At 65.7% G+C, this 26,592-nt stretch carries 20 protein-coding genes and 1 tRNA gene; 9 read left to right on the top strand and 12 right to left on the bottom strand.

Annotated elements, in window-relative coordinates; translation table 11 throughout:
* Positions 1-145: 145 nt before the first annotated feature.
* From lon to ACN0WF_RS18440, 7 genes are all read right to left on the bottom strand, one after another.
* Positions 146-2,569, bottom strand: coding sequence for an endopeptidase La (gene lon / locus ACN0WF_RS18470; protein ID WP_417774235.1), 2,424 nt, complete (start codon positions 2,567-2,569; stop codon positions 146-148).
* 485 nt (positions 2,570-3,054) lie between these two features.
* Entirely contained in the window at positions 3,055-4,320 is a 1,266-nt protein-coding gene (gene clpX / locus ACN0WF_RS18465) for an ATP-dependent Clp protease ATP-binding subunit ClpX (RefSeq protein ID WP_417774234.1), read from the bottom strand.
* Between the two features lie 235 nt (positions 4,321-4,555).
* On the bottom strand, positions 4,556-5,194 hold the full coding sequence (gene clpP, locus ACN0WF_RS18460; protein ID WP_417774233.1) for an ATP-dependent Clp endopeptidase proteolytic subunit ClpP: 639 nt from the start codon (positions 5,192-5,194) through the stop codon (positions 4,556-4,558).
* 255 nt (positions 5,195-5,449) lie between these two features.
* Positions 5,450-6,799 (bottom strand): trigger factor, encoded by a 1,350-nt coding sequence (tig, locus tag ACN0WF_RS18455; RefSeq protein WP_417774232.1) that lies wholly within the window; start codon positions 6,797-6,799, stop codon positions 5,450-5,452.
* 109 nt (positions 6,800-6,908) lie between these two features.
* A tRNA-Leu gene (locus tag ACN0WF_RS18450) sits at positions 6,909-6,993 on the bottom strand.
* Between the two features lie 126 nt (positions 6,994-7,119).
* The gene (locus ACN0WF_RS18445) at positions 7,120-8,694 is read right to left on the bottom strand and encodes an NAD(P)H-hydrate dehydratase (protein WP_417774231.1); all 1,575 of its coding nucleotides are present in this window, start codon (positions 8,692-8,694) and stop codon (positions 7,120-7,122) included.
* On the bottom strand, positions 8,691-9,104 hold the full coding sequence (locus ACN0WF_RS18440) for a VOC family protein (protein ID WP_417774230.1): 414 nt from the start codon (positions 9,102-9,104) through the stop codon (positions 8,691-8,693). Before ACN0WF_RS18440 ends, ACN0WF_RS18445 begins: the two co-directional genes overlap by 4 nt.
* A gap of 398 nt (positions 9,105-9,502) precedes the next feature.
* On the opposite strand from ACN0WF_RS18440, the gene ACN0WF_RS18435 reads away from it, so the two are divergent.
* Together ACN0WF_RS18435 and glnA are read left to right on the top strand one after the other, a co-directional pair.
* A complete protein-coding gene (locus ACN0WF_RS18435) occupies positions 9,503-9,841 on the top strand; it encodes a P-II family nitrogen regulator (protein ID WP_417774251.1) in 339 nt (112 codons plus the stop codon).
* An 88-nt stretch (positions 9,842-9,929) separates the two neighbouring features.
* Positions 9,930-11,339, top strand: coding sequence for a type I glutamate--ammonia ligase (glnA, locus tag ACN0WF_RS18430; protein ID WP_417774229.1), 1,410 nt, complete (start codon positions 9,930-9,932; stop codon positions 11,337-11,339).
* A 175-nt stretch (positions 11,340-11,514) separates the two neighbouring features.
* Here glnA and ACN0WF_RS18425 read toward each other — a convergent pair whose 3' ends face one another.
* The gene (locus tag ACN0WF_RS18425; RefSeq protein WP_417774228.1) at positions 11,515-12,042 is read right to left on the bottom strand and encodes an NADPH-dependent FMN reductase; all 528 of its coding nucleotides are present in this window, start codon (positions 12,040-12,042) and stop codon (positions 11,515-11,517) included.
* A gap of 298 nt (positions 12,043-12,340) precedes the next feature.
* Here ACN0WF_RS18425 and ACN0WF_RS18420 point away from each other — a divergent pair, with 298 nt between their 5' ends.
* Positions 12,341-14,272, top strand: a complete 1,932-nt coding sequence (locus ACN0WF_RS18420; RefSeq protein ID WP_417774227.1) for an ABC-F family ATP-binding cassette domain-containing protein — start codon at positions 12,341-12,343, stop codon at positions 14,270-14,272.
* 89 nt (positions 14,273-14,361) lie between these two features.
* Here the strand turns inward: ACN0WF_RS18420 and ACN0WF_RS18415 are convergent, their stop codons facing one another.
* From ACN0WF_RS18415 to ACN0WF_RS18400, 4 genes are all read right to left on the bottom strand, one after another.
* Positions 14,362-15,075, bottom strand: a complete 714-nt coding sequence (locus ACN0WF_RS18415; RefSeq protein ID WP_417774226.1) for a VIT1/CCC1 transporter family protein — start codon at positions 15,073-15,075, stop codon at positions 14,362-14,364.
* Between the two features lie 24 nt (positions 15,076-15,099).
* On the bottom strand, positions 15,100-15,804 hold the full coding sequence (locus ACN0WF_RS18410; protein ID WP_417774225.1) for a class I SAM-dependent methyltransferase: 705 nt from the start codon (positions 15,802-15,804) through the stop codon (positions 15,100-15,102).
* Positions 15,801-16,250 (bottom strand): DNA polymerase III subunit chi, encoded by a 450-nt coding sequence (locus ACN0WF_RS18405; protein ID WP_417774224.1) that lies wholly within the window; start codon positions 16,248-16,250, stop codon positions 15,801-15,803. The genes ACN0WF_RS18410 and ACN0WF_RS18405 overlap by 4 nt, the downstream gene beginning before the upstream one ends.
* Positions 16,251-16,829: 579 nt before the next feature.
* Entirely contained in the window at positions 16,830-18,323 is a 1,494-nt protein-coding gene (locus tag ACN0WF_RS18400) for a leucyl aminopeptidase (RefSeq protein ID WP_417774223.1), read from the bottom strand.
* Positions 18,324-18,699: 376 nt separating this feature from the next.
* Here ACN0WF_RS18400 and lptF point away from each other — a divergent pair, with 376 nt between their 5' ends.
* From lptF to rsmA, 6 genes are all read left to right on the top strand, one after another.
* Positions 18,700-19,887: an LPS export ABC transporter permease LptF gene (gene lptF / locus ACN0WF_RS18395; RefSeq protein ID WP_417774222.1), complete on the top strand. Its 1,188-nt coding sequence runs from the start codon at positions 18,700-18,702 to the stop codon at positions 19,885-19,887.
* A 1-nt stretch (position 19,888) separates the two neighbouring features.
* Positions 19,889-20,998 carry an LPS export ABC transporter permease LptG gene (gene lptG, locus ACN0WF_RS18390; RefSeq protein ID WP_417774221.1) on the top strand — a complete coding sequence of 370 codons (1,110 nt, stop codon included), beginning with the start codon at positions 19,889-19,891 and terminating at the stop codon, positions 20,996-20,998.
* Positions 20,998-23,457 (top strand): LPS-assembly protein LptD, encoded by a 2,460-nt coding sequence (locus ACN0WF_RS18385; RefSeq protein WP_417774220.1) that lies wholly within the window; start codon positions 20,998-21,000, stop codon positions 23,455-23,457. The genes lptG and ACN0WF_RS18385 overlap by 1 nt, the downstream gene beginning before the upstream one ends.
* 307 nt (positions 23,458-23,764) lie before the next feature.
* The gene (locus ACN0WF_RS18380; protein ID WP_417774219.1) at positions 23,765-24,691 is read left to right on the top strand and encodes a SurA N-terminal domain-containing protein; all 927 of its coding nucleotides are present in this window, start codon (positions 23,765-23,767) and stop codon (positions 24,689-24,691) included.
* Between the two features lie 5 nt (positions 24,692-24,696).
* Positions 24,697-25,719, top strand: coding sequence for a 4-hydroxythreonine-4-phosphate dehydrogenase PdxA (gene pdxA, locus ACN0WF_RS18375; protein ID WP_417774218.1), 1,023 nt, complete (start codon positions 24,697-24,699; stop codon positions 25,717-25,719).
* A complete protein-coding gene (gene rsmA, locus ACN0WF_RS18370) occupies positions 25,716-26,558 on the top strand; it encodes a 16S rRNA (adenine(1518)-N(6)/adenine(1519)-N(6))-dimethyltransferase RsmA (RefSeq protein WP_417774217.1) in 843 nt (280 codons plus the stop codon). Before pdxA ends, rsmA begins: the two co-directional genes overlap by 4 nt.
* Positions 26,559-26,592: the final 34 nt, after the last annotated feature.

The raw sequence follows: 26,592 nt of genomic DNA, 5'->3' as shown, positions 1-26,592 counted from the left end.
AAACAGGCTTCGGGGAGGGACACTCTTGCGATTTCGCGCCCAAGGCAAGACGAAAAGCGCAGAAATCCGCGATTTTTCCGGCTTTTTGCATGACAAAGGGGGGCTGACTTTCGCAAGCCCCCCTTTTTTGTGCAAAACCGTTGGATCAATGGGCCACGGGCTTGGACTGGCCATCATTCTGAATGACGGCCTTGGCGGCAGCTTCCGCAGCGGCTTCGTCCCATTCGATGCGTTCCGGCAGGCGCACGAGCGCCGTCTTGAGCACGTCCTCCATCCGCGAAACCGGGATGATTTCGAGGCCGTTCTTGACGTTGTCCGGGATCTCGGCGAGGTCCTTGGCATTGTCCTGCGGGATCATCACCGTGGTGATGCCGCCGCGCAGCGCCGCCAGCAACTTCTCCTTCAGACCGCCGATCGGCAGGATCCGCCCGCGCAGGGTGATCTCGCCGGTCATGGCCACATGCCGGCGCACCGGAATGCCCGTCATGACCGAAATCACCGCAGTCGCCATGGCGATGCCTGCCGACGGACCATCTTTCGGCGTCGCCCCTTCGGGAACATGGACGTGGATGTCCCGGTTCTCGAAGCGCGGCGGCTCGATGCCGAAGTCGACCGCCCGCGAACGCACGTAGGACGCGGCCGCGGAAATGGACTCCTTCATCACCTCGCGAAGGTTGCCGGTCACGGTCATCTTGCCCTTGCCCGGCATCATCACGCCCTCGATGGTGAGCAACTCGCCCCCCACCTCGGTCCAGGCCAGACCGGTGACCACACCGACCTGATCCTCAAGCTCCGCCTCGCCGTAGCGGTAGCGCGGCACGCCCAGGAACTCCTCGACCCCGTCCTCGTCGACCTTGATGGTCGTCTTGTCGGACATGAGGATCTCCTTGACCGCCTTTCTCGCCAGCGTGGCCAGCTCGCGCTCCAGGTTACGCACACCCGCCTCGCGGGTGTAACGGCGGATCAGCTTGCGCAGAGCCGCGTCGTCGACTTCGAACTCGCCGTCGCGCAGGCCGTGGTCCTTCACCGCCTTGGGCAGAAGGTGCCGGCGCGAGATCTCGACCTTCTCATCCTCGGTGTAGCCGGCAATGCGGATGATCTCCATCCGGTCCATCAGCGGCGCGGGGATGTTGAGCGTGTTCGCCGTGGTCACGAACATCACGTCCGACAGGTCGTATTCGACCTCCAAATAGTGGTCCATGAAGGACGAATTCTGCTCCGGATCGAGCACCTCGAGCAGGGCAGAGGACGGGTCGCCGCGGAAATCCATGCCCATCTTGTCGATCTCGTCGAGCAGGAAGAGCGGGTTGGACTTCTTCGCCTTCTTCATCGACTGGATGACCTTGCCGGGCATCGAGCCGATGTAGGTGCGCCGGTGCCCCCGGATCTCCGCCTCGTCGCGCACGCCGCCCAGCGACATGCGCACGAACTCGCGGCCCGTGGACTTGGCAAGCGACTTGCCGAGCGAGGTCTTGCCGACGCCCGGAGGGCCGACGAGGCACAGGATCGGGCCCTTCAGCTTGTTCGCCCGCTTCTGCACGGCCAGATACTCGACGATGCGCTCCTTGACCTTCTCCAGGCCATAGTGATCCGCGTCGAGGACCTGCTGGGCATGCTCCAGGTCATGCTTGACCTTGCCCTTCTTGCCCCAGGGAATGCCGAGCAGCCAGTCCAGGTAGTTGCGCACGACCGTGGCTTCGGCCGACATCGGGCTCATCTGCTTGAGCTTCCTGAGCTCCGCCGTGGCCTTCTCGCGCGCTTCCTTGGAAAGCTTGGTCTTGGCGATCCGCTCCTCGAGCTCGGCGACCTCGTCGCGGCCTTCCTCGCCGTCGCCGAGTTCCTTCTGGATCGCCTTCATCTGCTCGTTGAGATAGTACTCGCGCTGGGTCTTCTCCATCTGGCGCTTGACGCGCGAGCGGATGCGCTTTTCCACCTGCAGGACGGAAATCTCGCTCTCCATCAGGCCCAGCACCCGCTCCAGACGCCCGGCGACGGAGGTGATCGCCAGGATCTCCTGCTTCTCCGGGATCTTCACGGCCAGATGCGAGGCGATGGTGTCGGCAAGCTTCGAGGCATCCTCGATCTGACCGACGGCGCCGAGCACCTCCGGCGAGACCTTCTTGTTGAGCTTGACGTAGTTCTCGAATTCCGAAACCACGGAACGCGACAGCGCCTCGGCCTCGACCGTGTCACCCTCCTCCTCGGGAAGGATCTCGGCATGAGCCTCGAACAGGTCGCTGCGCTCGGTGAAGGACGTGATGCGCGCGCGCGATCCGCCCTCGACCAGCACCTTCACGGTGTTGTCGGGCAGCTTCAGCAGCTGCAGGACAGTCGCCAGCGTGCCGACCTCATAGATGTCGTCGGTGTCGGGCTCGTCGTCGGAGGCGTTCTTCTGCGTGGCAAGCAGGATCTGCTTGTCTGCGCCGAGCACCTCCTCAAGCGCGCGGATGGACTTCTCGCGGCCGACGAAGAGCGGCACGATCATGTGCGGGAAGACGACGATATCGCGCAAGGGCAATACGGGATAGAGAGTTCCCTCGCCCTCGGGCTGCGCGTCGAAATCAGTCATGGGCTGTCCTTTCCTTGCGAACCCGCCGCCCCGGTGAGTGGCAGACACGGACGGGCGCATTGGCGGCAACGGTGACGGACGGGAGAACTTATCCCCCGCGCCAGGCCGACGACCGACGCCCCGTTTCCTGGGCACGGCGACCGTCGCCCCGCTTGCCTCTTGTGACAATAGGTGGAGACCGCCACCGCTGGTGTCAAGGCACGCCGGCAACCGCTTGCCCGCAGTCCCCGAAGACTACGCCCAATCCGGCCTGATTCGCCTAAAAATGCACCGCCCGCGCCAAGCAAATGGTGGAAATCCTCGCGCCGCGGGTCGGTTTACCGTTGCCGGCAAGCCATTGCGTCAAGACGGCGCATTCCGCTGCGTCCGCCGCTCCACCCCGGCACGCCGCCCATAAACGCGAAACGGCCCCGGACGGAAACCGTCCGGGGCCGAATGGCTTTTGCCTGTCGGGCAACACTGGCTGCCCGTCGCACAAGGAATGCTCAGGCGCTCGTTGCCGAAGTTTCCGCGCGGTCCTCGTAGATGTAGAGCGGACGCGCCTCGCCGGTCACGACCTCGGCAGAGATCACCACTTCCTTGACCTCCTTGAGGCCGGGAAGCTCGTACATCGTGTCGAGCAGGATCGCTTCCAGGATCGAGCGCAGGCCACGGGCACCGGTCTTGCGCTCGATGGCCTTGCGGGCGATCGCCTTGAGCGCCTCCTCATGGAAGGTCAGCTCGACGCTCTCCATCTCGAACAGACGCTGGTACTGCTTCACGAGCGCGTTCTTCGGCTCGGTCAGGATCTGCACCAGCGCGTCCTCGTCGAGGTCGACGAGCGTGGCGATCACCGGCAAACGTCCGACGAACTCGGGGATCAGGCCGAACTTCAGCAGATCCTCGGGCTCCAGCGACAAGAACAGCTCGCCCGTGCGCCGATCCTCCGGCGCCTCGACAACCGCCTTGAAGCCGATCGACGTCTTGCGGCCGCGCTCGGAGATGATCTTCTCCAGCCCCGCGAAGGCGCCGCCACAGATGAACAGGATGTTCGTCGTGTCGACCTGCAGGAACTCCTGCTGCGGATGCTTGCGCCCGCCCTGCGGCGGAACGCTGGCGACCGTGCCTTCCATGATCTTCAGCAGGGCCTGCTGAACGCCCTCGCCCGATACATCGCGCGTGATCGACGGGTTGTCGGCCTTGCGGCTGATCTTGTCGACCTCATCGATGTAGACGATGCCGCGCTGCGCCCGCTCGACGTTGTAGTCGGCCGACTGCAGCAGCTTGAGGATGATGTTCTCGACATCCTCGCCGACGTAACCGGCCTCGGTCAGGGTGGTCGCGTCGGCCATGGTGAAGGGCACATCGAGAATGCGCGCCAGCGTCTGGGCAAGCAGTGTCTTGCCGCAGCCGGTCGGGCCGACGAGCAGGATGTTCGACTTCGCCAGCTCCACGTCATTGCTCTTCGAGGCGTGGTTCAACCGCTTGTAGTGGTTGTGTACCGCGACCGACAGAACCTTCTTGGCAGCGCCCTGGCCAATCACGTAGTCGTCAAGAACGGCCCGAATTTCCTGCGGCGTCGGAATGCCGTCGCGCGACTTCACCAGCGAGGACTTGTTCTCCTCGCGGATGATGTCCATGCACAGCTCGACGCACTCGTCGCAGATAAAGACGGTCGGGCCGGCGATCAACTTCCGCACTTCGTGCTGGCTTTTGCCGCAAAAAGAGCAGTACAGCGTGTTTTTCGAATCGCCGCCGCTGGCCTTGGTCATCAGGTTATCCCCGCGTGGTTCGGAAGTGCAGAAGCCTTCCGGTCTGTCTTTTCAAGAAGAAAGCCGCAGCGTTCCCCTTCGGTCCGGGCGCCGGGCAGACAGGTCTCCCCCGACTGCCCAGTAAATGTCACCATGCTTCCACCGCAAAAATCAATATAGGTTTAAGGCAGCGGCATGGCGCCGGTCATCACATGTTGTCGACCCGAGGTCGAAACAGGCATGGCCGGCGATTTTTTTACTTCGACTTGTCGCTGTTCGCGAAGCCGGAACGATCGGCGATCACCTCATCGATAAGCCCGAACTCCTTGGCCCGCTCGGCGGTCATGAAGTTGTCGCGCTCCAGCGCCGCCTCGACCTGATCCAGCGTCTGGCCGGTGTGGTGCACGTAGATATCGTTCAGCCGCTTCTTCAGCTTCAGGATCTCCTGAGCGTGCAGCATGATGTCCGCCGCCTGACCGCGGAACCCGCCCGAGGGCTGGTGAACCATGACACGCGCGTTCGGCAGAGCAAACCGGCTCCCCTTGGCGCCAGCCGCCAGCAGCAACGAGCCCATCGAGGCCGCCTGGCCGATGCACAGCGTCGCGACTTCCGGCCGGATGAACTGCATCGTATCGTAGATCGCAAGACCGGATGTGACCAGTCCGCCGGGCGAATTGATGTAGAGCGAGATCTCCTTGGCGGGGTTTTCCGCCTCGAGATAGAGCAACTGGGCGCAAATCAGCGTCGCCAGGTGGTCCTCGATCGGGCCCGTCAGGAAGATGATGCGTTCCTTGAGGAGCCGCGAGTAAATGTCATAAGCGCGTTCCCCACGGTTCGTCTGCTCGACGACCATCGGAACGAGGGAATTGACGGCGAAATCGACTGGATCCTTCATGCCTCGTCCATGCTTTGGAGGATCGTCCTCCGATTGCGGGTCCGGACGGTATCGCGTCCAGTCGGCTGCGTGATCGGAAGTGGACGGTCTCTGTCTGGGTCTCTGAGTCGAAAAAAGCGACACCCATTCATAAGGGATGTCGCCTCTTTCCGAAAGATAGGCACATGGCCGCGTCGAACAAGGGGGAAAAGCGGGCGAGGGTTAAGGGTGTGTTCGCCCCCTGCCCCGCCCACGGCATTCCCGAACGATGCGGCCTCAGACGGCCGCGCCGTCCTCCTCGTCCTCTGCCATCAGCTCTTCCTTGGTCACCGACTTGTCGGTCACCTTGGCGAGCTCGAGGATGTAGTCGACGACCTTCTCCTCGTAGATCGGAGCCTGGAGGCTGGCCAGCGCGTTCGGGTTGTTGCGGTAGAAGTCGAAGACTTCCTTTTCCTGACCCGGGAACTGACGGATGCGCTCGTAGAGGGCCTTCTGGACCTCGTCGTCGGTGACCTTGATCTCGTTCTTCTCGCCGACCTCGGACAGCACCAGCCCCAGACGCACGCGGCGCTCGGCGATCTTGCGGTACTCCGCGCGCGCCTCGTCCTCGTTCGTCTCCTCGTCGGCGAACGTCTTGCCGGCGTTGGCGAGATCCTGCTCGACCTGGCGCCACACGCCATCGAACTCGGAGTCGACCAGACGTGCCGGCAGATCGAACTGGTAGACCTCGTCCAGCTTGTCGAGAAGCTGGCGCTTGACCTTCTGACGCGTCATCGCGCCGAACCGGCTCTCGATCTGACCGCGAACGATCTCCTTGAGCTTGTCGAGTCCCTCGAGGCCGAGCCCCTTGGCGAACTCGTCATCGATCGTCACCGCGCCCGCAGACTGGACTTCCTTGATGACGATGTCGAAGGTCACCGGCTTGCCGGCCAGATGCTTCGCCGGATAGTCCTCGGGGAACGAAACCTCGACGACCTTCTCGTCGCCGGCCTTGAGACCGACGAGCTGCTCCTCGAAGCCGGGAATGAACGACTTCGAGCCGATCACCAACTGGCCGTCCTCGTCGGCACCGCCCTCGAAAGGCTCGCCGTCGAGCTTGCCGAGATAGCTCATGAGGACGCGATCGCCCTCCTCGACAGCGCCGTCCTTGGCTTCGAACGGCTTGTTGTTGTCGGCAATCTGCTGGATCTGCTCGTCAACTTCAGCGTCCGCGATCTCAACGACCGGGCGCTCGATCTCGATCGACTTGAAGTCGACGATCTCGAACTCCGGCAGCAGATCGTAGCTCATGGTGAAGGCCAGATCGGCCGCGCCGTCGAGAATGCGCTCGGCATCACCCTCCGCCAGGTCGATCTCGGGCTGCAGCGCCGGCTTCTCGTTCCGCTCCTCAACCACCTTTCGGGTGGTTTCGTTGAGCATCTCGTTGAGGATCTCGGCGGTCGCCTGGCGACCGTAGAGGCGCTTCAAATGCGCCGCCGGCACCTTGCCGGGTCGGAAGCCCTTGATGTTCACCTTATGCTTGAGGTCATCAAGATAGGTGTCGAGGCGGTTGGCAAGCTCAGACGCCGGAATGACGACTTTCAGTTCGCGTTTCAGCCCCTCGGCCAGCGTTTCGGTTACCTGCATGGTCGTGTGCTTCGTCCTAGATCGAGAACGTCTTTCCGACAGCTCGTGTGAATAGGGTATCCGCTCAAAAAAGCGATTGCCTGGGCCGCTCTGTGGGCCTGTCCGGATGTGGTGCGGGCGGAGGGACTTGAACCCCCACGGCGTGCGCCACCAGAACCTAAATCTGGCGTGTCTACCAGTTCCACCACGCCCGCGACATGCGAAGGCGCCCAAAGCCAAGGCGCGGCTTCTATAGCACCCCGCATGACGCGGTCAAAGGAAAATCCGGTTAGAAAACCATCGTAAAATCGCATTCCCGGCCTCTTCGCGCGCGTTCAGGGTCACTGTTTCCGCCCGCCCTCGCCTCCCGTTTCGGCGAGCATGGTTTCGATAGCCGACTTCAGCGCGGCCGGCAGGTCTTCCGAGGTCAGCGCCACACCGCAGGTTCGCCCCGCCTCGCCGTGCAGCCACACCCCCATCGCGGCCGCCTCGAAAGCCGCCATCCCCTGCGCGCCCAGTCCGGCGATCGTCCCCGCCAGCACGTCGCCGGACCCGGCCGTGGCGAGCCAGGCTGGCGCATTGGCGTTGATTGCCGCGCGCCGGTCGGGCGCGGCAATGACGGTGTCCGCCCCCTTGAGCACGACGACCGCGCCGCTGCGCCGCGCTGCCGCGCGCGCCTTTTCCACCTTGGAAAGGTCGGAGGCGGCCGCCAGATCGGGGAAGAGCCTGGCAAACTCCCCCGCATGCGGCGTCATCGCCACCCGCGCCCGCCGCTCCTTGATCGCCGCGAAAAGCTGCTCCGGCATTTCCACGAAGGAGGTCAGGGCGTCCGCATCCAGCACGACGAGACCGCCACGCGCGCCCACCGTGTCGAGCATCGCCCGCACGGAATCGGCGGTCGCAGGCCCGACGCCGGCGCCGGGTCCGGCAAGCACCGAGACGACGCGCGGATCGCCCAGGAACTCCGCCAGCGCCGCAGCATCGCGGACGGAGCGCAACATTACGGCGGTCAGATGCGCGGCGTTGACCAAGGCCGCCGAGGGCGGCGTCGCCACCGTAACCAGCCCCGCCCCGCTCCGCAGCGCGGCAGCTGCCGCAAGCCGCGCCGCGCCCGTCGCCAGCGCCGGACCGGAAAGCACCACCGCGTGGCCGCGGGTGAACTTGTGCCCCTCGGCCCCGGGGAGCCGGTAGGCGTCGGACCACAATGCCGGCGCATTGCGATAGAGGCAGGGAGGCCCTTCTCCCTCGCCGCCGATGCGCGAGAGCACGCTGGCGGCAATGCCGATGTCCGCGATTTCAAGCTTCCCCGAAAGCGTGCGGCCCGGCATCAGCAGATGCCCTGGCTTGGCGCGAAAGAAGCTGACCGTGCGCGCCGCCCGGATCGCCACCTCTTCCTCGCCCCCGGTCACCTGCCCGCTTGCACCGCTGACGCCGGAGGGCAGGTCCACCGACAGCACCGGAACGCCGGACGCATTGACCGCCTCGACGGCCTCCCGCACCGCGCCCGAAAGCGGCCGGTCGAGCCCCGCACCGAACAGCGCGTCGATCACGAGAGCCGCCGCCTGTAGGACGTCGCGCGGCGGCGCGCCCGTTGCCGGCTCCGCCGCGACACCCGCCGTCTCCATGTCGGCAAGAGCAAGCGCCGCATCCCCGCCGATCCGGTCGGCATCACCGTAAAGCAGGACGCGCACCCGGTTTCCACGCTGGCGCAACAGGCGCGCGGCGACAAACCCGTCACCGCCATTGTTGCCGGGCCCCGCGAGAACCAGAACCGCGGCCCCCGGCCCGGCCATCCGGCAGGCGACGTCGGCAACCGCACGTCCGGCCGTCTTCATGAGTTCGAGACCCAAAACACCACCGGCGATCGTCAGGCGGTCGGCCTCACCCATTTCCGTCGGCGTCAGCAGTTCGATCATGCAGTGTCTCCAGGACGGCCGGCCAGGACCACGGCCTGCGGCTCGGAAAGTTCGACCAGGTTGCCGTCGGGATCGCGGATGTAGACAGACCTCAGCGGCGAGTTGGCGCCTGTGCGCGTCGCCGGCCCCTCGACAATGGGAACCTCCGCGTCCGACAGCCTGTCGAGCACGTCCTGAAGCGAGGCGACCAGAAAGCACAGGTCGGCGGAGCCCGGGGTCGGACGCCCCGCCGCCGGCAGGACCTCGGCCCCGGCGCTGTGCAGATTGATCTTCTGATCGCCGAACCGCAGGGCACGTCGCCCGCCACCGAAGACCACCTCCTCCATGCCGAGGAGAGAGCCGTAGAAGGCAACGGTCGCGTCGATGTCGGCAACCGTCAGCACAAGGTGATCAATCGAAAGGATCTTCATGGCAGTCTCGCCTCCCCGGCCAGCACCTGTGTCGCCCCGGTTCCAGCCACTTTCGGCCGAACGGGCAGGAAGCCGCGCCGCCACTCGGGAGACACCGCTTCGGTTCCTTGCCACGATTGCGCAGCCCGCCCCCCACCGCAAGCCGCGTGCACCCTGCGGGCCTTGTTCGCGTGGTCGACTGCCCACGATTCGTGCCGCATTTATAGGCGAAATGCCTACAAAATTTGCATACCATTCCACCCGATCCGTGATCCCTTTGGTCAGGCAGGCGGAAAATGCCCTATTTGCAGGCTGTTTTTTCGGCAGGCACGGTTGGCACGCCGCGTGCTACTGAACGGATAACGCTGATCTTCACCGGTCGGCGCAACGAAACTGAACGAGGCGAAGTGGCGGAGGCGATGAAAAAGATCGAGGCAATTATCAAGCCCTTCAAGCTCGACGAGGTCAAAGAGGCCCTCCAGGAAGTCGGTCTGCAGGGCATTACCGTGACCGAGGCCAAGGGCTTCGGCCGGCAGAAGGGCCACACAGAGCTCTATCGCGGAGCCGAGTATGTGGTCGACTTTCTGCCGAAGGTGAAAGTCGAGATCGTCCTCCCCGACGAACTCGTCGACAAGGCCGTCGAGGCCATTCGCAATGCCGCCCAGACAGGGCGCATCGGTGACGGCAAGATCTTTGTGTCCACCGTCGAGGAAGCCGTGCGCATCCGCACCGGCGAGACCGGCAACGACGCGATCTGACCAACCGTTTCAATCGCGGAGACGACCGGAAGCCGGCGCTCCGCTCTTGCCAACCCACAGAACACTCCGTGATACAGGGAAGCTATAGATGACGACTCCCAGCGAAATCCTGAAGGACATCAAGGACAAGGACATCAAGTTCGTCGACCTGCGGTTCACCGATCCGCGCGGCAAGATGCAGCACGTCACGATGGACGCCAGCCTTGTCGACGAAGACATGTTCGCAGAGGGTGTTGCGTTCGACGGCTCGTCGATCGCCGGCTGGAAGGCCATCAACGAGTCCGACATGATGCTCGTGCTCGACCCCGAGACCGTCCACGTCGACCCGTTCTTCGCCCAGTCGACCATCGCCATCATGTGCGACGTCGTCGACCCGGTCTCCGGCGAAGCCTACAGCCGCGACCCGCGCACCACGGCCAAGAAGGCCGAGGCCTACGTCAAGTCGCTCGGTATCGGCGACACCGTCTTCGTCGGCCCGGAAGCCGAATTCTTCATCTTCGACGACGTGCGCTTTGCGACCGAACCGTACAACACCGGCTTCAAGATCGACAGCGGCGAGCTGCCGTCGAACATGGACACCGAGTACGAGATGGGCAACATGGGCCACCGTCCGCGCACGAAGGGCGGCTACTTCCCGGTTCCCCCGATCGACAGCGCCCAGGACATGCGCTCCGAGATGCTGACGGTCCTCACCGAGATGGGCGTCACCGTCGAGAAGCATCACCACGAGGTGGCTGCCGCTCAGCATGAGCTCGGCATCATGTTCGACACGATGACCCGCAACGCCGACAAGATGCAGATCTACAAGTACGTCGTGCATCAGGTCGCCCATGCCTATGGCAAGACGGCCACCTTCATGCCGAAGCCGATCTTCGGCGACAACGGCACGGGCATGCACGTCCACCAGTCGATCTGGAAGGACGGCAAGCCGGTCTTCGCCGGCAACCAGTACGCGGATCTCTCCGAGACCTGCCTCTACTACATCGGCGGCATCCTGAAGCACGCCAAGGCGCTCAACGCCTTCACCAACCCGTCGACCAACTCCTACAAGCGTCTGGTCCCGGGCTACGAGGCTCCGGTTCTTCTGGCCTACTCCTCGCGCAACCGTTCGGCCTCCTGCCGTATCCCGTTCGCGACCTCGCCGAAGGCCAAGCGCGTCGAGGTCCGCTTCCCGGATCCGTCCGCGAACCCGTACCTGTGCTTCGCCGCCATGCTGATGGCCGGCCTCGACGGCATCAAGAACAAGATCCATCCCGGCGACGCGATGGACAAGAACCTCTACGACCTGCCGCCGGAAGAGCTGAAGGACATCCCGACCGTCTGCGGCTCGCTGCGTGAGGCGCTTGAGTCGCTCGATGCCGACCGCGAGTTCCTGAAGGCCGGTGGCGTCATGGACGACGATCAGATCGATGCCTACATCGAGCTGAAGATGGAAGAGAACATGAAGTACGAGATGACCCCGCATCCGGTCGAGTTCGACCTGTACTACTCGGTCTGATACCGCGCGGAACTCTCCCACTTCGGGACCTTCATGAAGAAAACCCCCGGGCCACCCGCCCGGGGGTTTTCGCGTTCAGGGTCCCGGCGCGGCAGCAGCTCTGGCCTTGCGCGCATCGACACGCCTGCCGACGCGCTCCGCCGGAGGTCGCTTGTACCAGCCGACAGGGCGGGCGCTATCGGCGGCAGAACTCCGAGAAGGCTTGCAGGAAATCGCTCACCGCAGCACGGTTCGAGGGCAGTTCCAGCACGCGCGCGATTTCGTCCGGAGACAGCTTCATCAGTTCGAACCTCAAGAACAGATCTTGAGAAAACCGCTGACTGACGGTCGCCAGGACCAGTCGAAGCTGCGAAAGCATGTCGTCCCCACGATGCGAGGCATGCATCAGTGCAATCGGCTTTTGGACGATTTCTTCCCGGGAAACGAGCCAGTCTATGGCGTTTTTCAAGCCGCCGGGGATTGCCCGGACATACTCGGGGCTCGAAATGAGCACGCCATCGCTTTCACCGACCCTGTCGGCGAAGACCTGTACACTTTCCGGCAGAGGCCCGGCCTCGCTGTCGGGCGAAAAGACCGGCAGGTCCGCAATCGCGGAGAACACCGTTACGTCGTGGCCAGGCGACGCGGTCTGCGCCACGGCTCTCAGCATCGCGGTGTTTGTCGAGTTTGCGCGGGCGCTGCCGGAGATGGCGAGTATTTTCATGGGCACGATCTACTCCACCCCGGAGCCGAGGACAACGACAGCCTCCTGCCGCCAAGACAATCGCTCAAGGCGCGTTTCCTTGCTGCGAAGCACGCCGGCCGAGCCGGGCGGCGGACCGGTTCACGCCACTGCAAAGGCGCATCTCGCGACCTTCCGATTGGCGTTTGCAAGCGGAAATCCCAGGCCTTGCCGCTCATGCGAGACAATTGCCGCGACCGCAGGCCGTCGTGCGGAATTCCGCCCCCAACCTGCCCTTGCCCCCCTTGCGCAGCCTCGCATTTCCGGCCATTGATCCGCCATGCTTCAGATCACAGACCTCACCTTCAGAATTGCCGGACGCACCCTGCTCGAGCGGGCGAGCGTCACCCTTCCCTCCGGCGCCAAGACGGGCTTCGTCGGGCGCAACGGCACGGGCAAGTCGACCCTCTTTCGGCTGATCACCGGCGACGCCTCGCCGGAAAGCGGCGAGATCCGCGTCCCCAAGGGCATCCGCATCGGCCAGGTCGCGCAGGAAGCCCCGGGCACGGAGGAAACGCTGCTCGAGGTCGTGCTCGCCGCCGACAAGGAGCGCGCCAGCCTGATGGCCGAAGCCGAAACCGCCAGCGACCCGCATCGCATCGCCGAGATCCACATGCGGCTGGCGGATATCGACGCCCATTCGGCCGAGGCGCGCGCCGGACGCATTCTCTCCGGCCTGGGTTTCGACACCGAGGCGCAGAACCGACCCTGCTCCGCCTTTTCCGGCGGCTGGCGGATGCGCGTCGCGCTTGCCGCCGTGCTGTTTTCCGAGCCTGACCTGCTGCTCCTCGACGAGCCGACCAACTACCTCGATCTCGAGGGCACCATGTGGCTGGAGAACTATGTTGCGCGCTATCCGCATCAGGTTGTCCTCATCAGCCATGACCGCGACCTGCTGAACAAGGCCGTCGACAGCATCGTCCACCTCGACCAGCTGAAGCTCACCTTCTATCGGGGCGGGTTCGACAGCTTCGACCGCCAGCGGCGCGAGGCGATGATGCTGCAGGAGAAGTCGCGCGAGAAGCAGGAAGCCCAGCGCAAGCACATGCAGGCCTTCGTCGACCGCTTCCGCGCCAAGGCGTCCAAGGCGCGCCAGGCACAGTCGCGGCTGAAGATGCTGGAGCGGATGGAGCCGATCGCTGCGGCCGCCGGCAGCGACGCCATGCCTATCTCCTTCCCCGATCCGGACGGGCGTCTCGCCCCGCCGATCATCCGTCTCGACGATGTCGCTGTCGGATACGGCGACCGCACGGTGCTTTCGAAGCTCTCGCTCAACATCGACAACGACGACCGCATCGCGCTGCTGGGCTCCAACGGCAATGGCAAGTCGACCTTCGCCAAGCTGATCGCCGGCCGGCTCGAGCGCGCCTCCGGCGGCATCGTCACCGCTTCCAAGCTCAAGGTGGCGTTCTTCGCCCAGCACCAGATGGACGATCTGGTGCCCGCCGACAGCCCCGTCGCCCATGTGCGCAAGCTGATGCCGGACGCGCCCGAGGCCAAGGTACGCGCCCGCGTCGCCCGCTTCGGCCTGCCGACCAGTCGCATGGACACCCCCGCCAAGGATCTGTCCGGCGGCGAGAAGGCGCGCCTCCTGCTCGGCCTCGCCACCTTCGAGGGGCCGCACCTGCTCATCCTCGACGAGCCGACCAACCACCTCGACATCGACAGCCGCGAAGCCTTGATGCAGGCGATCAACGCCTTTGACGGCGCGGTCATCCTGATCTCGCATGACCGGCATCTGGTCGAGGCCTGCGCCGACCGGCTATGGCTGGTCGCCGATGGGCGGGTGACCGCCTTCGAGGGCGACATGGAGGACTATCGAAAGCTCATCCTGAAGCGCGACCGGGGCGAGAAGGCCGAAAAGCCGGCCCATGGCGCGACGGCCGCTGTCGCGGAGCCCGTCGCGACCCCGGCGACCGTGGAGGATCCCCGCCCCGCACAGGAAAAGCGCCGCGAGGCGGCGGAGCGCCGCGCCCGGCTCGCGCCCTTGCGCAAGGAGGTGCAGGCGGCCGAAAAGGAGATGGCCCGCATCACCGAAAAGATCGGCCGTCTCGACGCGGCGCTCGCCGATCCCAACTTCTTCGCCAAGGATCCGGAGCGGGCCACCAAGTTCGCCAAGGAACGCGCCCATCTGGAAAAGAAGCTGGTGCGCACCGAGGAGCAATGGCTGGAGCTTTCCGCCGAGCTGGAAGGAACGAAAACGCCCGGCTGACGGCGATCCGCGTCTCGCGCTCCAGAGGAGCATCCGCGCGTTTCAGCCGTCAATTGCCGCCAGGCGTCCTGCGCCGGAAGCGCTTTTCCTCACACGCTCGCGCCGAAGAGCGCGCCGGCCGCCGCGGTGATCGCCAGGGCGGCGGCGCCCCAGATCGTCACGCGAACCGCGCCCTTGAGCGGGGGAGCACCACCAGCGCGCGCGCCAAGCGCACCGAGAAGCGCCAGGAACACCAGCGTGGAGACCGCGACAACCGGCAGCAGGGCGGATGCCGGGGCCAGAACCACCACAGCGAGCGGCAATGCCGCCCCCACCGCAAAGGTGATCGCCGAGGTCACCGCCGCCTGTAGCGGCCGCGCCGTCGAGACCTCGGTAATGCCGAGTTCCTCGCGCGCGTGGGCGGCGAGTGCATCGGCCGCGGTCAGCTCGCGGGCAACCGCAAGTGCCGTCTCCCGCGACACGCCACGGGCGGCAAAGGTCTCGGCCAGTTCCTCCAGCTCGAACTCCGGCTGCTCGGCAAGCTCACGGCTCTCGCGTTCCAGGTCCGCCTTTTCCGTATCCGACTGCGAGCTGACCGAGACATATTCGCCGGCGGCCATCGACATCGCCCCGGCGATAAGTCCGGCCGCGCCGGCGATCAGGATCTGCGAGGTCGGCGCCTGCGACGCGGCGACGCCCGTGATCAGGCTCGCCGTTGAGACAAGCCCGTCGTTCGCCCCCAGCACAGCCGCGCGCAGCCAGCCGATTCGCTGCACGCTGTGTTCTTCCACATGGGCCATCGCCCGCCCCTTCGAGATCGCCATTGCCAGCCCTTTCGTGGTGTCGTCTCAATCCTTGCGGTAAAGCGCGCGCACATGCGCGATGACGCGCGCGCCTTTCCGGATCTCATAGGGCTCGAAGGTGACACGCGTCAGACCGAGCGTTTCGAACCTGTGGAGCTCGCCCGGCGTCAGAGGCCAGGGCGGCCCGTCGGCCGGCATTCCCTCCCCCCGCGTGCGGGTGAGCACCAGAAGTCGCCCTCCCGGGGCAAGAAGGCGGGCAAGAGCGGGGAAGGCCGCCTCCCGGAGATCACCATCCAGCGCCTGCAGCGTGTAGCACTCGTGCACGAGGTCGAAGCCGCCTACCCAGTCCGTCGGCGGATCGAGGAGATCGGCGACACGGTAATCCACCGTCCCTTGAGGGAAACGCTCTCCTGCCCAGCGGATCGCTTCGGGAGCGAGATCGAAGGCCGTCGTCCGGTATCCGGCAGCAGCCAGCGCCTCGGCGTTGTCGCCAAGCCCGCAGGCGACATCGAGCGCCCGACGCCCTTCGCCCGGATGCTCCTTCAGCCAATCGACCAGCTCGGGTTTCGGAGCAAGGTCCGCCCATGGCACGGCGGCCGGATCGCGCCCCGCCGTCTCGTAAACGGCATGGAACCACGACGCGCGATCCCCGCGCGCGCCGCCCTTCGCGCCGAACAGGTCATCGAGACGGGTCCGCGCCGCGTCGCGACGTCCCGAGAAGTCTCCGTCCCCACCCTTGGTCCCGCTCATGCCTTGCGCTCCCAGCGCCCCGCATTCGACTGCTGCCAGTAGGTGAGATCGTGGCCGGCCGCCTTCAGCGTCTTCCAGTACTGCCGGGCCTCGGCCACGGCCTCCGGATCGTTGCCGTCGAAGAGGAAGACGCCACGTTCGAACGGCGACAGGTCGGGAGGCGCGGCCCGGTCGACCATGAAACGCACGGTCGCGCCATTCGGCGTTTCCGCGCCAGCGGTCAGATAGACCGGCTGGGCGGAGGCATGGCCGTCGGCGGAGGTGCCATGGGGCAGAAAGCCGTCCTCGCGGTAGGTCCAAAGGTGCGAATCAAGTGCGGCGCAACGTTCGGGCGAGCCGGCCTGCACAACGACCTTCCACGACCGCTGGAGGCAGGTCTCGAGGAGACCGGGCAACACATCTTCCAGCGGGCGCTGGGTCAGATGGTAGAAGAGAACTTCCGTCATTCCGCGTGTTTTCCCAGTTTCCCAAAGCACTTGGCGGACGCGCCGATCGGCGTCGCGCCCGCCGGTGCGGCAGGCCTGCAACAGGGAGACCGGGAAACGACAGCGCCCCGCTCTCCGGCTTTGCGTTACGACGTTTTCACCATTAACGGTTTTCCAACTTCGTCCGGGCAGTTTCAGTCCGGTTCGATCCGACCCTTCCACCCGCAAGCCTGTGCCTGTCGTCACAGTGCATCGCGGGCGACGGTAGTAGCCTTGTCGGGTCGGGGCAACGGGAGAACGTTTTTATGGCTGTGCGAATTGCGCTGTTCTTCGGGCTGGTGCTCGGCCTCGCGGGCGTGACCACCGCGATGGGTATGGTCGTCAGCGAGCCGGCCGGCTCCTGCGCTGCCTACAAGACCTGCTGAGAGCGGCCGTCGACCGGCGGCAAGGCTCCATCATACGACACGTAAAACCCGCCTTTCCGGCGGGTTTTTCTTTGCCTTGCCCCCGCGAGGTCCCGCCTGGTTCCCGGCAGGCAAAAAGGGCGACAGGTTCCCCCGCCGCCCTCGATGCGTCACGTATTCGCCAGCGCGGTCCGCCTCAGCTCTCGTAGCTATCGCGCACCAGCCGGTCGAGCAGCCGCACGCCGAACCCGGAGGCCCAGGTCTTGCTGATCTCGGTCTTCGGGCTGCCCATCGCCGTGCCGGCCACATCGATGTGGACCCACGGCACATCGTTGACGAAGCGCTGCAGGAACTGCGCGGCGGTGATCGAGCCGGCGGCGCGCCCGCCGGTGTTCTTCATGTCGGCGTTGGGCGTGTCGATGAGCTTGTCATAGTCCTTCGACAGCGGCAGGCGCCACACCTTCTCGTTGGCGGCAAGACCGGCGGCCGTCAGCTTCCCGGACAACTCGTCGTTGTTGGAGAAGATGCCCGCATGATGATTGCCGAGAGCGATGATGATCGCACCGGTCAGCGTCGCAAGGTTGATCATGAAGGCCGGCTTGAAGCGGTCCTGCGTGTACCAGAGCGCATCGGCCAGAACGAGACGGCCCTCCGCGTCGGTGTTGATCACCTCGATGGTCGCGCCCGACATCGCCGTGACGATGTCGCCGGGGCGCTGCGCCTTGCCGTCCGGCATGTTCTCGACGAGACCGATGACACCGATGGCGTTGACCTTGGCCTTGCGGGCGGCGAGCGCGTGCATCAGGCCGGTCACGGCGGCCGCGCCACCCATGTCGCCCTTCATGTCTTCCATGCCGCCGGCCGGCTTGATCGAGATGCCGCCGGTGTCAAAGACGACGCCCTTGCCGACGAAGGCGAGCGGGGCTGCGTCCTTCTTGCCGCCGTTCCAGCGCATGATGACGAGCCGCGGCGGCATCTCCGACCCCTGGGAGACGCCGAGAAGCGCATTCATCTTGAGCTTCTTCATCGCCTTTTCGTCGAGCACCTCGACCTCGACACCGAGCTTGGAAAGCGCCTCGGCGCGCGCCGCGAACTCGAGCGTGGTCAGCACATTGGCCGGCTCGTTGACGAGATCGCGGGCCAGCAGCGTGCCATCGCTCACCGCGTCGGCGTCGGCCCAGGCCTTCTTGGCGGCCTTGGTGTCCTCAAGCGAGAGGTCGACCTTGACGGCGGATGTCGGCTGGTCGTCGTCCTTCTTGGACTTGTAGCGGTCGAAGGTGTAGCCGCGCAGCTTCAGGCCGGCGGCGAAGGCGGCCGCCTCGACCGGGGCGATTTCGCCCGCCGGCGTCTCAAGGCACACATGGACGGATCCGGCACGACCGATTGCGCCCATCACGACGCCGCCAAGGTCCGTCCAGCCGGTTTCACCGAGGTCCGCGATCTCCCCCGCCTTGCCGAGACCGACGACCACGATCCTGTCGAGCTCGAGCCCGGCCGGCGCCAGGATATCGAGGACGCTGCGCGCCTTGCCGGTGAAATTCCCGGCCGCGGCCGCGCGGGCGAGAAGCCCTCCGGCGCCCTCGAGAAGCGCGCTTGCCTGCGCGCCGAGCGCGAGCGTGTCGTCGACAAATAGGACGACAACGCCCTTGGCCGGCTTCGAGACCTTGGTGAAGCTGATTTTCGGGAGCAAGATGAATCCTCGCGGTTGGAAATGACGATTGCGATTCGGCGCGCCCGGCCGGGAGGCCGGTTGCAGCGGCAGGGCGATACATCGGCTGGTCGCCCGCGCTTGCGCTTTCCGCCTAACAATGGTGCCAGAAACGCGCCCCGGCAAGCCGCCGAGCGGGCAATTGTTTGTTAACCCTTTTTCTTGGGCAAGTATTTACCTAAACTCGCGCTTAATCGGGTCAGCGCCCGGTGACCCGGTCCCGCCCGCCTCCCTGGCCGGGTCCGGAAGTGCCTGGCGCCCGCTCGTGGCAAGGCTGCGGCATCTGGCCGGGACCTGCCGCAACCGACCAGAACAACGAAACGCCGGACGGCCATGCGGCCGGGACGAACGCGAGCTTATGACCACTTTCGAGCGCTATGTCCTGCGACGCTTGTCGACGGCGTTTCTGATGACCCTGACGGCCCTGGCCGGCATCGTCTGGGCCACTCAGGCCCTGCGCCAGCTCGACCTCGTCACGGCCAAGGGCCAGACCATTGCCCAGTTCATCGGCATGACTCTGCTCGCCATGCCGTTCCTGATGCTGACGATCGCGCCCTTCGCGCTGCTGATCGCCACCATCCTGGTGCTCAACACCCTGTCCAACGACAGCGAGCTGATCGTCATCAACGCCTCCGGCGCCTCGCGCACCGTGCTGGTGCGCCCGGTGCTGGTGTTCTCGCTTTCCGTCAGCCTGTTCTGTGCCTCGCTGTCGCTGGTCTTCGCCCCCATGGGGCTTGCCTCGCTGCGCGACGAGATCACCAAGGTGCGCGTCGACCTCGTCGCCAACATCGTGCGTCCGGGACGTTTCATCGGCATCGAGGACGGGCTTACCTTCCACATCCGCAACCGTGGCGGCGACGGCCAGCTCGACGGCCTGCTGCTCCACGACGAGCGCGCTGAGGACACGATCTTCACCTATGAGGCGGCACGCGGGAACATCGTCGAGGCGGCCGGTCGCACGTTGCTGGTCATGCAGGACGGCACCATCCAGCGCCGCACCCGCCGCACGGGAAGCATCTCCATCGTCCGCTTTCAGTCCTATGCCTTCGACCTGTCGAGCATGGTGCCCTCCGGGACGGTTGCGACCTACAAGGCGAGCGAACGTTCGACCGCAGAGCTTCTTTCGCCCGCACCCGGCGACGTCTACGCGGCGGAAAACCGCTCGCGCCTTGTCGCCGAGTTCCACGATCGGCTGAGCCAGCCGCTCTATCCGCTCGTCTTCGGCCTGATCGTCTTTCTCTTCGTCGGCCAACCGAAGACGACGCGGCAGAACCGAACGCTCGCCATCGGTGCCGCATTGATGCTCGCGCTCGTGCTGCGCGCCGCCGGCTTCGGCGTGCTGACCGTCGTTTCGGGACTTCCCGCCGCCTGGCCGCTGCTCTACGCGCTCCCCCTCGCCGGCATCGCGCTGGCGGGATGGTCGATCGTCTCCGGCCGCCGGCCGCGCTGGGTGCTCGCGCTTGCCCAGGCTGGCGAAACACTGCATGAACGCGTCGAGGCGCTTATCGCGCGCTTCCAGAATCGCCAGCACGGAGGCGTCTCCTGACATGATCGGCTCCGTTTCCCGTTCGGGCACCACGCTTGCCGTCTATCTGGCTCTGCGCTTTCTCGGCTCGATCCTTGGCCTCTTCCTCCTGGCCGCCGTGCTGATCTATATCTTCGACCTGCTGGAACTGCTGCGCCGCACCGGCGGCGAGGACGGCGCAAGCCTGCTGCGCGTCGCCCTGATCTCGCTGTTACGGGTGCCGCAGCTCATGGAACAGGTGCTGCCCTTCGCCGTGCTCTTTGGCGCCATCGCCGCGTTCCTGAGCCTCAGCCGCAAGCTTGAGCTTGTCGTCGCCCGCGCCGCCGGCGTTTCGGTGTGGCAGTTCACGGCGCCCGCGCTGATCGTCGGGCTGGTCGTCGGCATCGCCGCCGTCTCGGTGTACAATCCGCTTGCCGTTCTGCTGCGCGACCAGTCGGACAAGATTGCAGCCGGCCTGTTCGGCCGCGAGCAGAACTTCCTGATGCAGACCACCGGCGAGATCTGGCTGCGCCAGGACGGCGCGGACGGAGAATCGGTCGTCCACGCCAAGCAGATCCTCGACAATGGCGAGCGCCTTCTTGGCGTGACCATTTTCACCTTCGACCGAAACGGCAGCTTCGCCGAGCGCATCGAGGCGCATGAGGCGCGCTTTTCCGACCGCTCCTGGAAACTTTCGCAGGCGACCGTCTACACAACCACGGGCGATCCGCAGACCTATCCGACCTATCAGGTCTCCACCTACCTCACCGCGACAGAGGTTCGCGAGAGCATCGCCGCACCGGAATCCATCGGCTTCTGGGACCTGCCCCGCGTGATCGAGCTGTCCCAGCGCGCCGGATTGCCCGCCTATCGGTATTCGCTTCAGTATCAGACACTTCTGGCACGACCTGTGTTGCTTGTGGCAATGATCCTGATCGCCGCCTGCGTTTCCCTGAGGGTTTCGAGGATGGGGGGTATCGGCAAGCTGATTCTGGGTGGAATCCTCGCCGGGTTCGTGCTTTACGTTCTCTCGGAGCTCGGCAAGGATCTTGGCGGCGCGGGAATCGTTCCCCCCGTCCTCGCCGCATGGGCGCCGGGAGTATTTGGAGTTTTGATGGGGATCACGATCCTCCTGCACCTGGAGGACGGCTGATGGCCTCGGGCAAGACCGGGAACATGGCCGTATCCGGGCATACGGAAAGCATGGCGCGGCGCGACCGCGACAGTGCGACCGCGTGCGCCCGCAGGCCCCGTCTTGGCGGCCGGACGGCGCTCCTTCGCACCACCGCGCTCGCCGGCATCGCGGCCGCGTTCGTTGCCGCCGCTCCCTTCGCGTTCGCTCCCGTGGCCCTTGCCCAGCCCAGCCTTCCCGATTCGCTCTCCAAGCGTGCCGACCCGGCCGAGCCGCTGCTTCTTGAGGCCAACGAACTCCGCTACGATTTCGACCGCGACATCATCTCCGCGATCGGCAATGTTCAGATCTATTACGCCGACAATACTGTCGAGGCAGACCAGGTCGTTTTCGACCGACGCGCCAACCGGCTTCGCGCGCGCGGCAACGTCCGTCTGACCGAGCCGGGCGGCAATGTCGTGCAGGCAAGCGAGATGGAGCTGTCGGAGGACCTGCGCGACGGGTTCGCCGCCCAGCTCCAGCTCGACACGCCGGAGCGCACCCGCTTCCTGGCCGACCGCGCCACGCGTGAAGAGGGCAAGCGCACCACCTTCGAGAATGGCGTCTATACCGTCTACACGAAGCCGACCACACCGCCGGACAAGCCGCCGCTGTGGCGCATCCGCGCGCAGACAATCGTTCACAACCAGGAAGAAAAGACGATCGAGTTCGAGCAGGCCTCGCTTGAGTTTTTCGGCCGCTCGCTCGCCTATCTTCCCTATCTGTCGATGCCCGATCCGAGCGTGCGCCGCAAAACCGGCCTTCTCGTGCCGTCCGCCATCTATGGCGACCGCGTCGGCGTCGGCGTCACCATTCCCTATTACATCGCCCTTGATCCGAGCAGTGACCTGCTGCTGAAGGCGACGGGGCTATCGAAGCAGGGCGTGCTGGCTCAGGCCGACTGGCGACAGCGCCTGATCGACGGCTCCTATTCGATTCATGTCGGCGGGCTGGTCCAGGCCAAGCCGGGCGAATACGCCACCTCGAGCGGCAACCGCCGGTTCCGCGGCGTCGTCGCCTCCGAAGGCGAGTTCAACATCAACGAGCGCTGGAAATGGGGCTGGGACGTTTCCTACCGCAGCGACCGCGCCTTCCTGAACGACTACAGCTTCGCCAAATTCGGCAATGCCAGCGATGTGTCCCAGCTCTACCTGACCGGGCAGAGCGAGCGGAACCGCTTCGACATGCGCGCCTATGCCTTCCGCATCTCGCAGGAGGACTATACGGCTGCGGCCGGGCTGAACTCGCCCAACAACTTCCTGCCTGTCGGCAGCCAGCTTCAGGACAAGCAGCCCTTCGTCCACCCGGTCGTTGACTGGAACTACATCTTCGAGAACCCGATTGCCGGTGGCGAGCTGTCCTTCACCGGCAACATGACCAGTCTGACGCGCGACAAGACCGACGCCATCAGCATCGGCGGCGTCGACCGGTTCCGCGGCATCGAGGGCACCTTCACCCGCACGTCCCTGAGCGCCGACTGGCGTTCGACGCTGACGGACCCGCTTGGCCAGGTCTTCACGCCCTTTGCCTACGTGAAGGGCGACCTGTATTTCCTCGCCTCGCAGGACAAGAACGTGACGGCGCTCACGGGCGAGTCGGTTGTCGGGCGCGTGATGCCCGCCGTCGGCCTCGACTATCGCTTTCCGTTCATCGGCACCTTCGACGGCGGCAACCAGATCATCGAGCCGGTGGCGCAGATCATCGTGCGCCCGAACGAGGGACGCATCGGCGAGTTGCCGAACGAGGACGCCCAAAGCATCGTCTTCGATTCCACGACGCTGTTCGAATACGACAAGTTCTCCGGCTTCGACCGCTCCGAGGGCGGCACGCGGGCCAACGTCGGCCTGAAGTACAGCCTCCAGATCGATGAGCTGTTCAACGTCTCCGCGCTGTTCGGCCGCTCCTATCATCTTGGGGGAACCAACTCGTTCAAGACAGCCGACATTCTCGGCGCGACCACGAGTTCGGGCCTCGAGACCAGTGGTAGCGACTATGTCGGCAGCCTGTATTTCGACACCCGGCAGGGCCTGCGCGTCGGTGCCCAGGCGCGCTTCGACAGCAAGTCCTTCGCCGTTCGCCGCGGCCAGGTCGAGGCGACAGGCATCTACGGGCCTGTTACCGGCAACCTCGCCTATGCCTATCTCTCGGAGCAGCCGAGCCTGGGCATCACCACGCCGCGCGAGGAAGTCATCGGCTCGGCGAGCCTTCGCCTTCAGGAGAACTGGCGGGTGTTCGGCTCCATGCGGTACGACCTGCAGCGCAAGAACACCGTGCGCGACAGCCTCGGCATCGGCTACGACGACGAAGGCTTCTCGATGTCCTTCGCCTATGCCGAGGATCGCAGCCGCAACAACGGCCAGACAACCGACCGCCTGTTCTTCTTCCGCTTCGGCCTGAGGACCATCGGCGACACGGAGTTCTCCAGTTCCGCAGGCGATTGAGGCGCGACGGGGCTGCGCGGCAAAGCCCGCGCGCCCGGGGTCATCGATTTTTGGCCGCTTTCTGGTGCCACAGGGAAGACCATGCGGGTTGACGCGGGATGCCGGAACGTCAACCCTTGCGCAGTTGGCAAGCGCGCCTGACGCGCGCCGCAGCGAATGACGCACACAGTGGGCCTTCTGGCCCGAACAAGGATCAGGGATGACCGCCGGCATTGCGCGCGCCGGTCATTGCGACCGAACAAGGAACTGCGCCGGTGACACGGACCGCGACGAAATGCGCCGGCCCGGCCAGGACAGGGGGAAGCGAATGATTGCGAGGCGCTGGATTTCGATCGCCGTGGCCGCGATCCTGATGGTCGGCGCGTCGGGCGGTCCCCTGATGGCCCAAACGGCGATCAAGGTGGTCGTCAACGGCAAGCCGATCACCACCTATGACATCAGCCAGCGTGCCAAGCTGCTGCGCCTGACGACCGGCAAGGGCGGCAGTGCCGCGAGCCGCGCGGCCCAGGAAGAGCTGATCGACGAGCAGCTCAAGAAGGCGGAGGCCGCCCGCCTCGGCATCACTGTGTCGAAGTCCGATGTCGACAACGCATTCGGCAACATCGCGCAGCGCGTCAAGCTCTCGCCCAAGCAGCTCGTCCAGGCCCTGCGCCAGTCCGGCATCACGCCCGACACGCTGCGCAACAGGCTTGAGGCCGAGATCGGCTGGACCCAGATCCTGCGCGCCCGTTTCCAGTCGGAAGTGAGCATTCCCGAGGCGGACATCATCGCCGCCTTGCAGCGCAAGGTCGGCAAGGAAACCGACAAGAGCAAGGAATACTCCGTTCGCTCGGTGATCTTCGTGGTGCCGGGCAAGTCCTCCGCCGGCCAGAAGGCCGCGCGCAAGCGCGAGGCCGAGCAGTTCCGCTCCCGTCTCAACGGCTGCGAACAGGCCGACGACCTGTCCAAGAACTACCGCGAGGTCGTGGTCATGCCGATGCGCACCCGGCTTGAGACCGAGGTGCCGCAGCAGATCCGCGATCTGCTCGACAAGACCCCCGTCGGCAAGGCCACCTCGCCGCAGGCGTCCGACAAGGGCTACGAGATGTTCGCCGTCTGCGAAAAGCGCGAGATCGCCAGCAACGCCGCTGCGCGTATGGAGATCGAGGACGAGCTGCGTGCCAAGGAAGGCCAGCAGATGAGCCGCCGCCTGATGCGCGAGATGCGCTCGCGCGCGATCATCGACTACCGTTGAGTTCCATGCGCGCAAGCCACCTTCCCCTCGCCGTGACGCTCGGCGAGCCCGGCGGCATCGGACCCGACGTCGCGCTCACCGCCTGGGCGGAGCGCGTCGACCGCAAGCTGCCGGCGTTTCACGTCCATGGCGATGCCGCCTTCCTTGCCGCCCGCGCGAGACGGCTCGGCCTTGATGTGCCGATTGTCGAGGGACCACCTGACGACACGCTCGCCGTCTTCGCCGATGCCCTGCCCGTGGTGCCGCTGCCCCTTGCCGCCATCGAGGACCGACCAGGTATTGCCGACGCGGCGACCGCCGGTCATGTCATCGCCTCCATCGAGCGCGCCGTCTCCGACGCGCAGGAAGGCCGGGCCAGTGCCGTCGTCACCAGCCCGATCAACAAGAAGGCGCTCTACGACGCCGGTTTCGCCCATCCCGGCCACACCGAGTTCCTTGGCGAGCTTGCCGCGCGCCACGGCGCCGGTTCGCTGCGGCCGGTCATGCTTCTCGCCGGCCCTCACCTTCTGGTCGTTCCGGTCACAATCCACGTGCCGCTTGCCGCCGTGCCGGAGTTGCTGACGAGCGATCTCATCGTCGAGACCGCCCGCATCGTCCACAAGGACATGCGCGAGCGGTTCCGCATCGGCGAGCCGAGGCTGGCTCTGTGCGGGCTCAACCCGCATGCGGGCGAGGAAGGCGCGCTCGGGCGGGAGGACATCGACGTCATCGTCCCGGCCGTCGCGCGGCTGCGCGCCGAGGGCATCGATGCTTTCGGCCCCCTGCCCGCTGACACCATGTTCCACGCCGAGGCACGCGCGGGCTATGACTGCGCCCTTGCCATGTATCACGACCAGGCGCTGATCCCGGCCAAGACCCTGGCTTTCCACGAGGCGGTGAACGCCACGCTCGGCCTTCCCTTCGTGCGCACATCGCCCGACCATGGCACCGCGCTGGAGATCGCCGGCAGCGGCCAGGCGCGCGCCGACAGCTTTTCCGCTGCAGTCCGGCTTGCCGCCGTGCTTGCCGAGCCCGGCCTGGTCGCATGACGCAGATCGACACGCTTCCCCCGCTGCGCGAGGTCATCCGCGCCCACGACCTTCAGGCCCGCAAGTCGCTGGGCCAGAACTTTCTCCTCGACTTGAACCTGACGCTGCGCATCGCCCGCACCGCCGGCGACATCTCCGACACCACCGTGCTCGAGGTCGGCCCCGGCCCCGGCGGCCTGACCCGCGCGCTGCTGGCCGCAGGTGCCAAGCGCGTCGTCGCGGTGGAGAAGGATCCTCGCTGCATGCCGGCGCTAGCCGAAATCGCCGCGCACTATCCTGGCCGCCTCGAGGTGATCGAGGCTGACGCGCTGACGCTCGACCTGCGCGAGGTGGCGGCCGGCGGACCGCTCAAGATCGTCTCCAACCTGCCCTACAATGTCGGCACCCAGCTTCTGCTCGGCTGGATCACCCGCGATATCTGGCCGCCTGAATGGCAGTCGCTGACACTGATGTTCCAGAAGGAAGTGGCGGAGCGGATTGTCGCCAGACCGGGCAGCAAGGCCTTCGGCCGTCTCGGCGTGCTCGCCGGCTGGCGCTGCCATTCCACCATCGCCTTCGACGTCAGTCCGAAGGCCTTCACGCCGCCGCCAAAGGTCACCTCGGCCATCGTCCATCTGACGCCGCGCAAGGAACCGCTGCCGGTCGAGCTGAAGGCGCTGGAGCGCGTCACGGCCGCCGCTTTCGGCCAACGGCGCAAGATGCTGCGGGCAAGCCTCAAGGCGCTCGACGCAGACGCGGAGACGATCCTCTCGGGCATCGGCATCGAGCCGACCCGCCGCGCCGAGGAACTTGATGTCGCCGAGTTCGTGCGCCTCGCCAACGCCTTCGCAAGAGGCTGATCCGGCGAACGCCGACTTCGCCCTCGCGATCCCT

The sequence above is a fragment of the Stappia sp. genome (assembly GCF_048268045.1).
GTDB lineage: Bacteria > Pseudomonadota > Alphaproteobacteria > Rhizobiales > Stappiaceae > Stappia.
The sequence above is the reverse complement of the archived record's forward strand: the minus strand, read 5'-3'. Positions and strand labels throughout refer to the sequence as shown.

What these genes read in the sequence shown, in the direction of transcription:
- lon (WP_417774235.1), bottom strand. Translation starts at nt 2,569, where the DNA reads ATGACTGATTTCGACGCGCAGCCCGAGGGCGAGGGAACTCTCTATCCC.
- clpX (WP_417774234.1), bottom strand. Translation starts at nt 4,320, where the DNA reads ATGACCAAGGCCAGCGGCGGCGATTCGAAAAACACGCTGTACTGCTCT.
- clpP (WP_417774233.1), bottom strand. Translation starts at nt 5,194, where the DNA reads ATGAAGGATCCAGTCGATTTCGCCGTCAATTCCCTCGTTCCGATGGTC.
- tig (WP_417774232.1), bottom strand. Translation starts at nt 6,799, where the DNA reads ATGCAGGTAACCGAAACGCTGGCCGAGGGGCTGAAACGCGAACTGAAA.
- ACN0WF_RS18445 (WP_417774231.1), bottom strand. Translation starts at nt 8,694, where the DNA reads ATGATCGAACTGCTGACGCCGACGGAAATGGGTGAGGCCGACCGCCTG.
- ACN0WF_RS18440 (WP_417774230.1), bottom strand. Translation starts at nt 9,104, where the DNA reads ATGAAGATCCTTTCGATTGATCACCTTGTGCTGACGGTTGCCGACATC.
- ACN0WF_RS18435 (WP_417774251.1), top strand. Translation starts at nt 9,503, where the DNA reads ATGAAAAAGATCGAGGCAATTATCAAGCCCTTCAAGCTCGACGAGGTC.
- glnA (WP_417774229.1), top strand. Translation starts at nt 9,930, where the DNA reads ATGACGACTCCCAGCGAAATCCTGAAGGACATCAAGGACAAGGACATC.
- ACN0WF_RS18425 (WP_417774228.1), bottom strand. Translation starts at nt 12,042, where the DNA reads ATGAAAATACTCGCCATCTCCGGCAGCGCCCGCGCAAACTCGACAAAC.
- ACN0WF_RS18420 (WP_417774227.1), top strand. Translation starts at nt 12,341, where the DNA reads ATGCTTCAGATCACAGACCTCACCTTCAGAATTGCCGGACGCACCCTG.
- ACN0WF_RS18415 (WP_417774226.1), bottom strand. Translation starts at nt 15,075, where the DNA reads ATGGCGATCTCGAAGGGGCGGGCGATGGCCCATGTGGAAGAACACAGC.
- ACN0WF_RS18410 (WP_417774225.1), bottom strand. Translation starts at nt 15,804, where the DNA reads ATGAGCGGGACCAAGGGTGGGGACGGAGACTTCTCGGGACGTCGCGAC.
- ACN0WF_RS18405 (WP_417774224.1), bottom strand. Translation starts at nt 16,250, where the DNA reads ATGACGGAAGTTCTCTTCTACCATCTGACCCAGCGCCCGCTGGAAGAT.
- lptF (WP_417774222.1), top strand. Translation starts at nt 18,700, where the DNA reads ATGACCACTTTCGAGCGCTATGTCCTGCGACGCTTGTCGACGGCGTTT.
- lptG (WP_417774221.1), top strand. Translation starts at nt 19,889, where the DNA reads ATGATCGGCTCCGTTTCCCGTTCGGGCACCACGCTTGCCGTCTATCTG.
- ACN0WF_RS18385 (WP_417774220.1), top strand. Translation starts at nt 20,998, where the DNA reads ATGGCCTCGGGCAAGACCGGGAACATGGCCGTATCCGGGCATACGGAA.
- ACN0WF_RS18380 (WP_417774219.1), top strand. Translation starts at nt 23,765, where the DNA reads ATGATTGCGAGGCGCTGGATTTCGATCGCCGTGGCCGCGATCCTGATG.
- pdxA (WP_417774218.1), top strand. Translation starts at nt 24,697, where the DNA reads ATGCGCGCAAGCCACCTTCCCCTCGCCGTGACGCTCGGCGAGCCCGGC.
- rsmA (WP_417774217.1), top strand. Translation starts at nt 25,716, where the DNA reads ATGACGCAGATCGACACGCTTCCCCCGCTGCGCGAGGTCATCCGCGCC.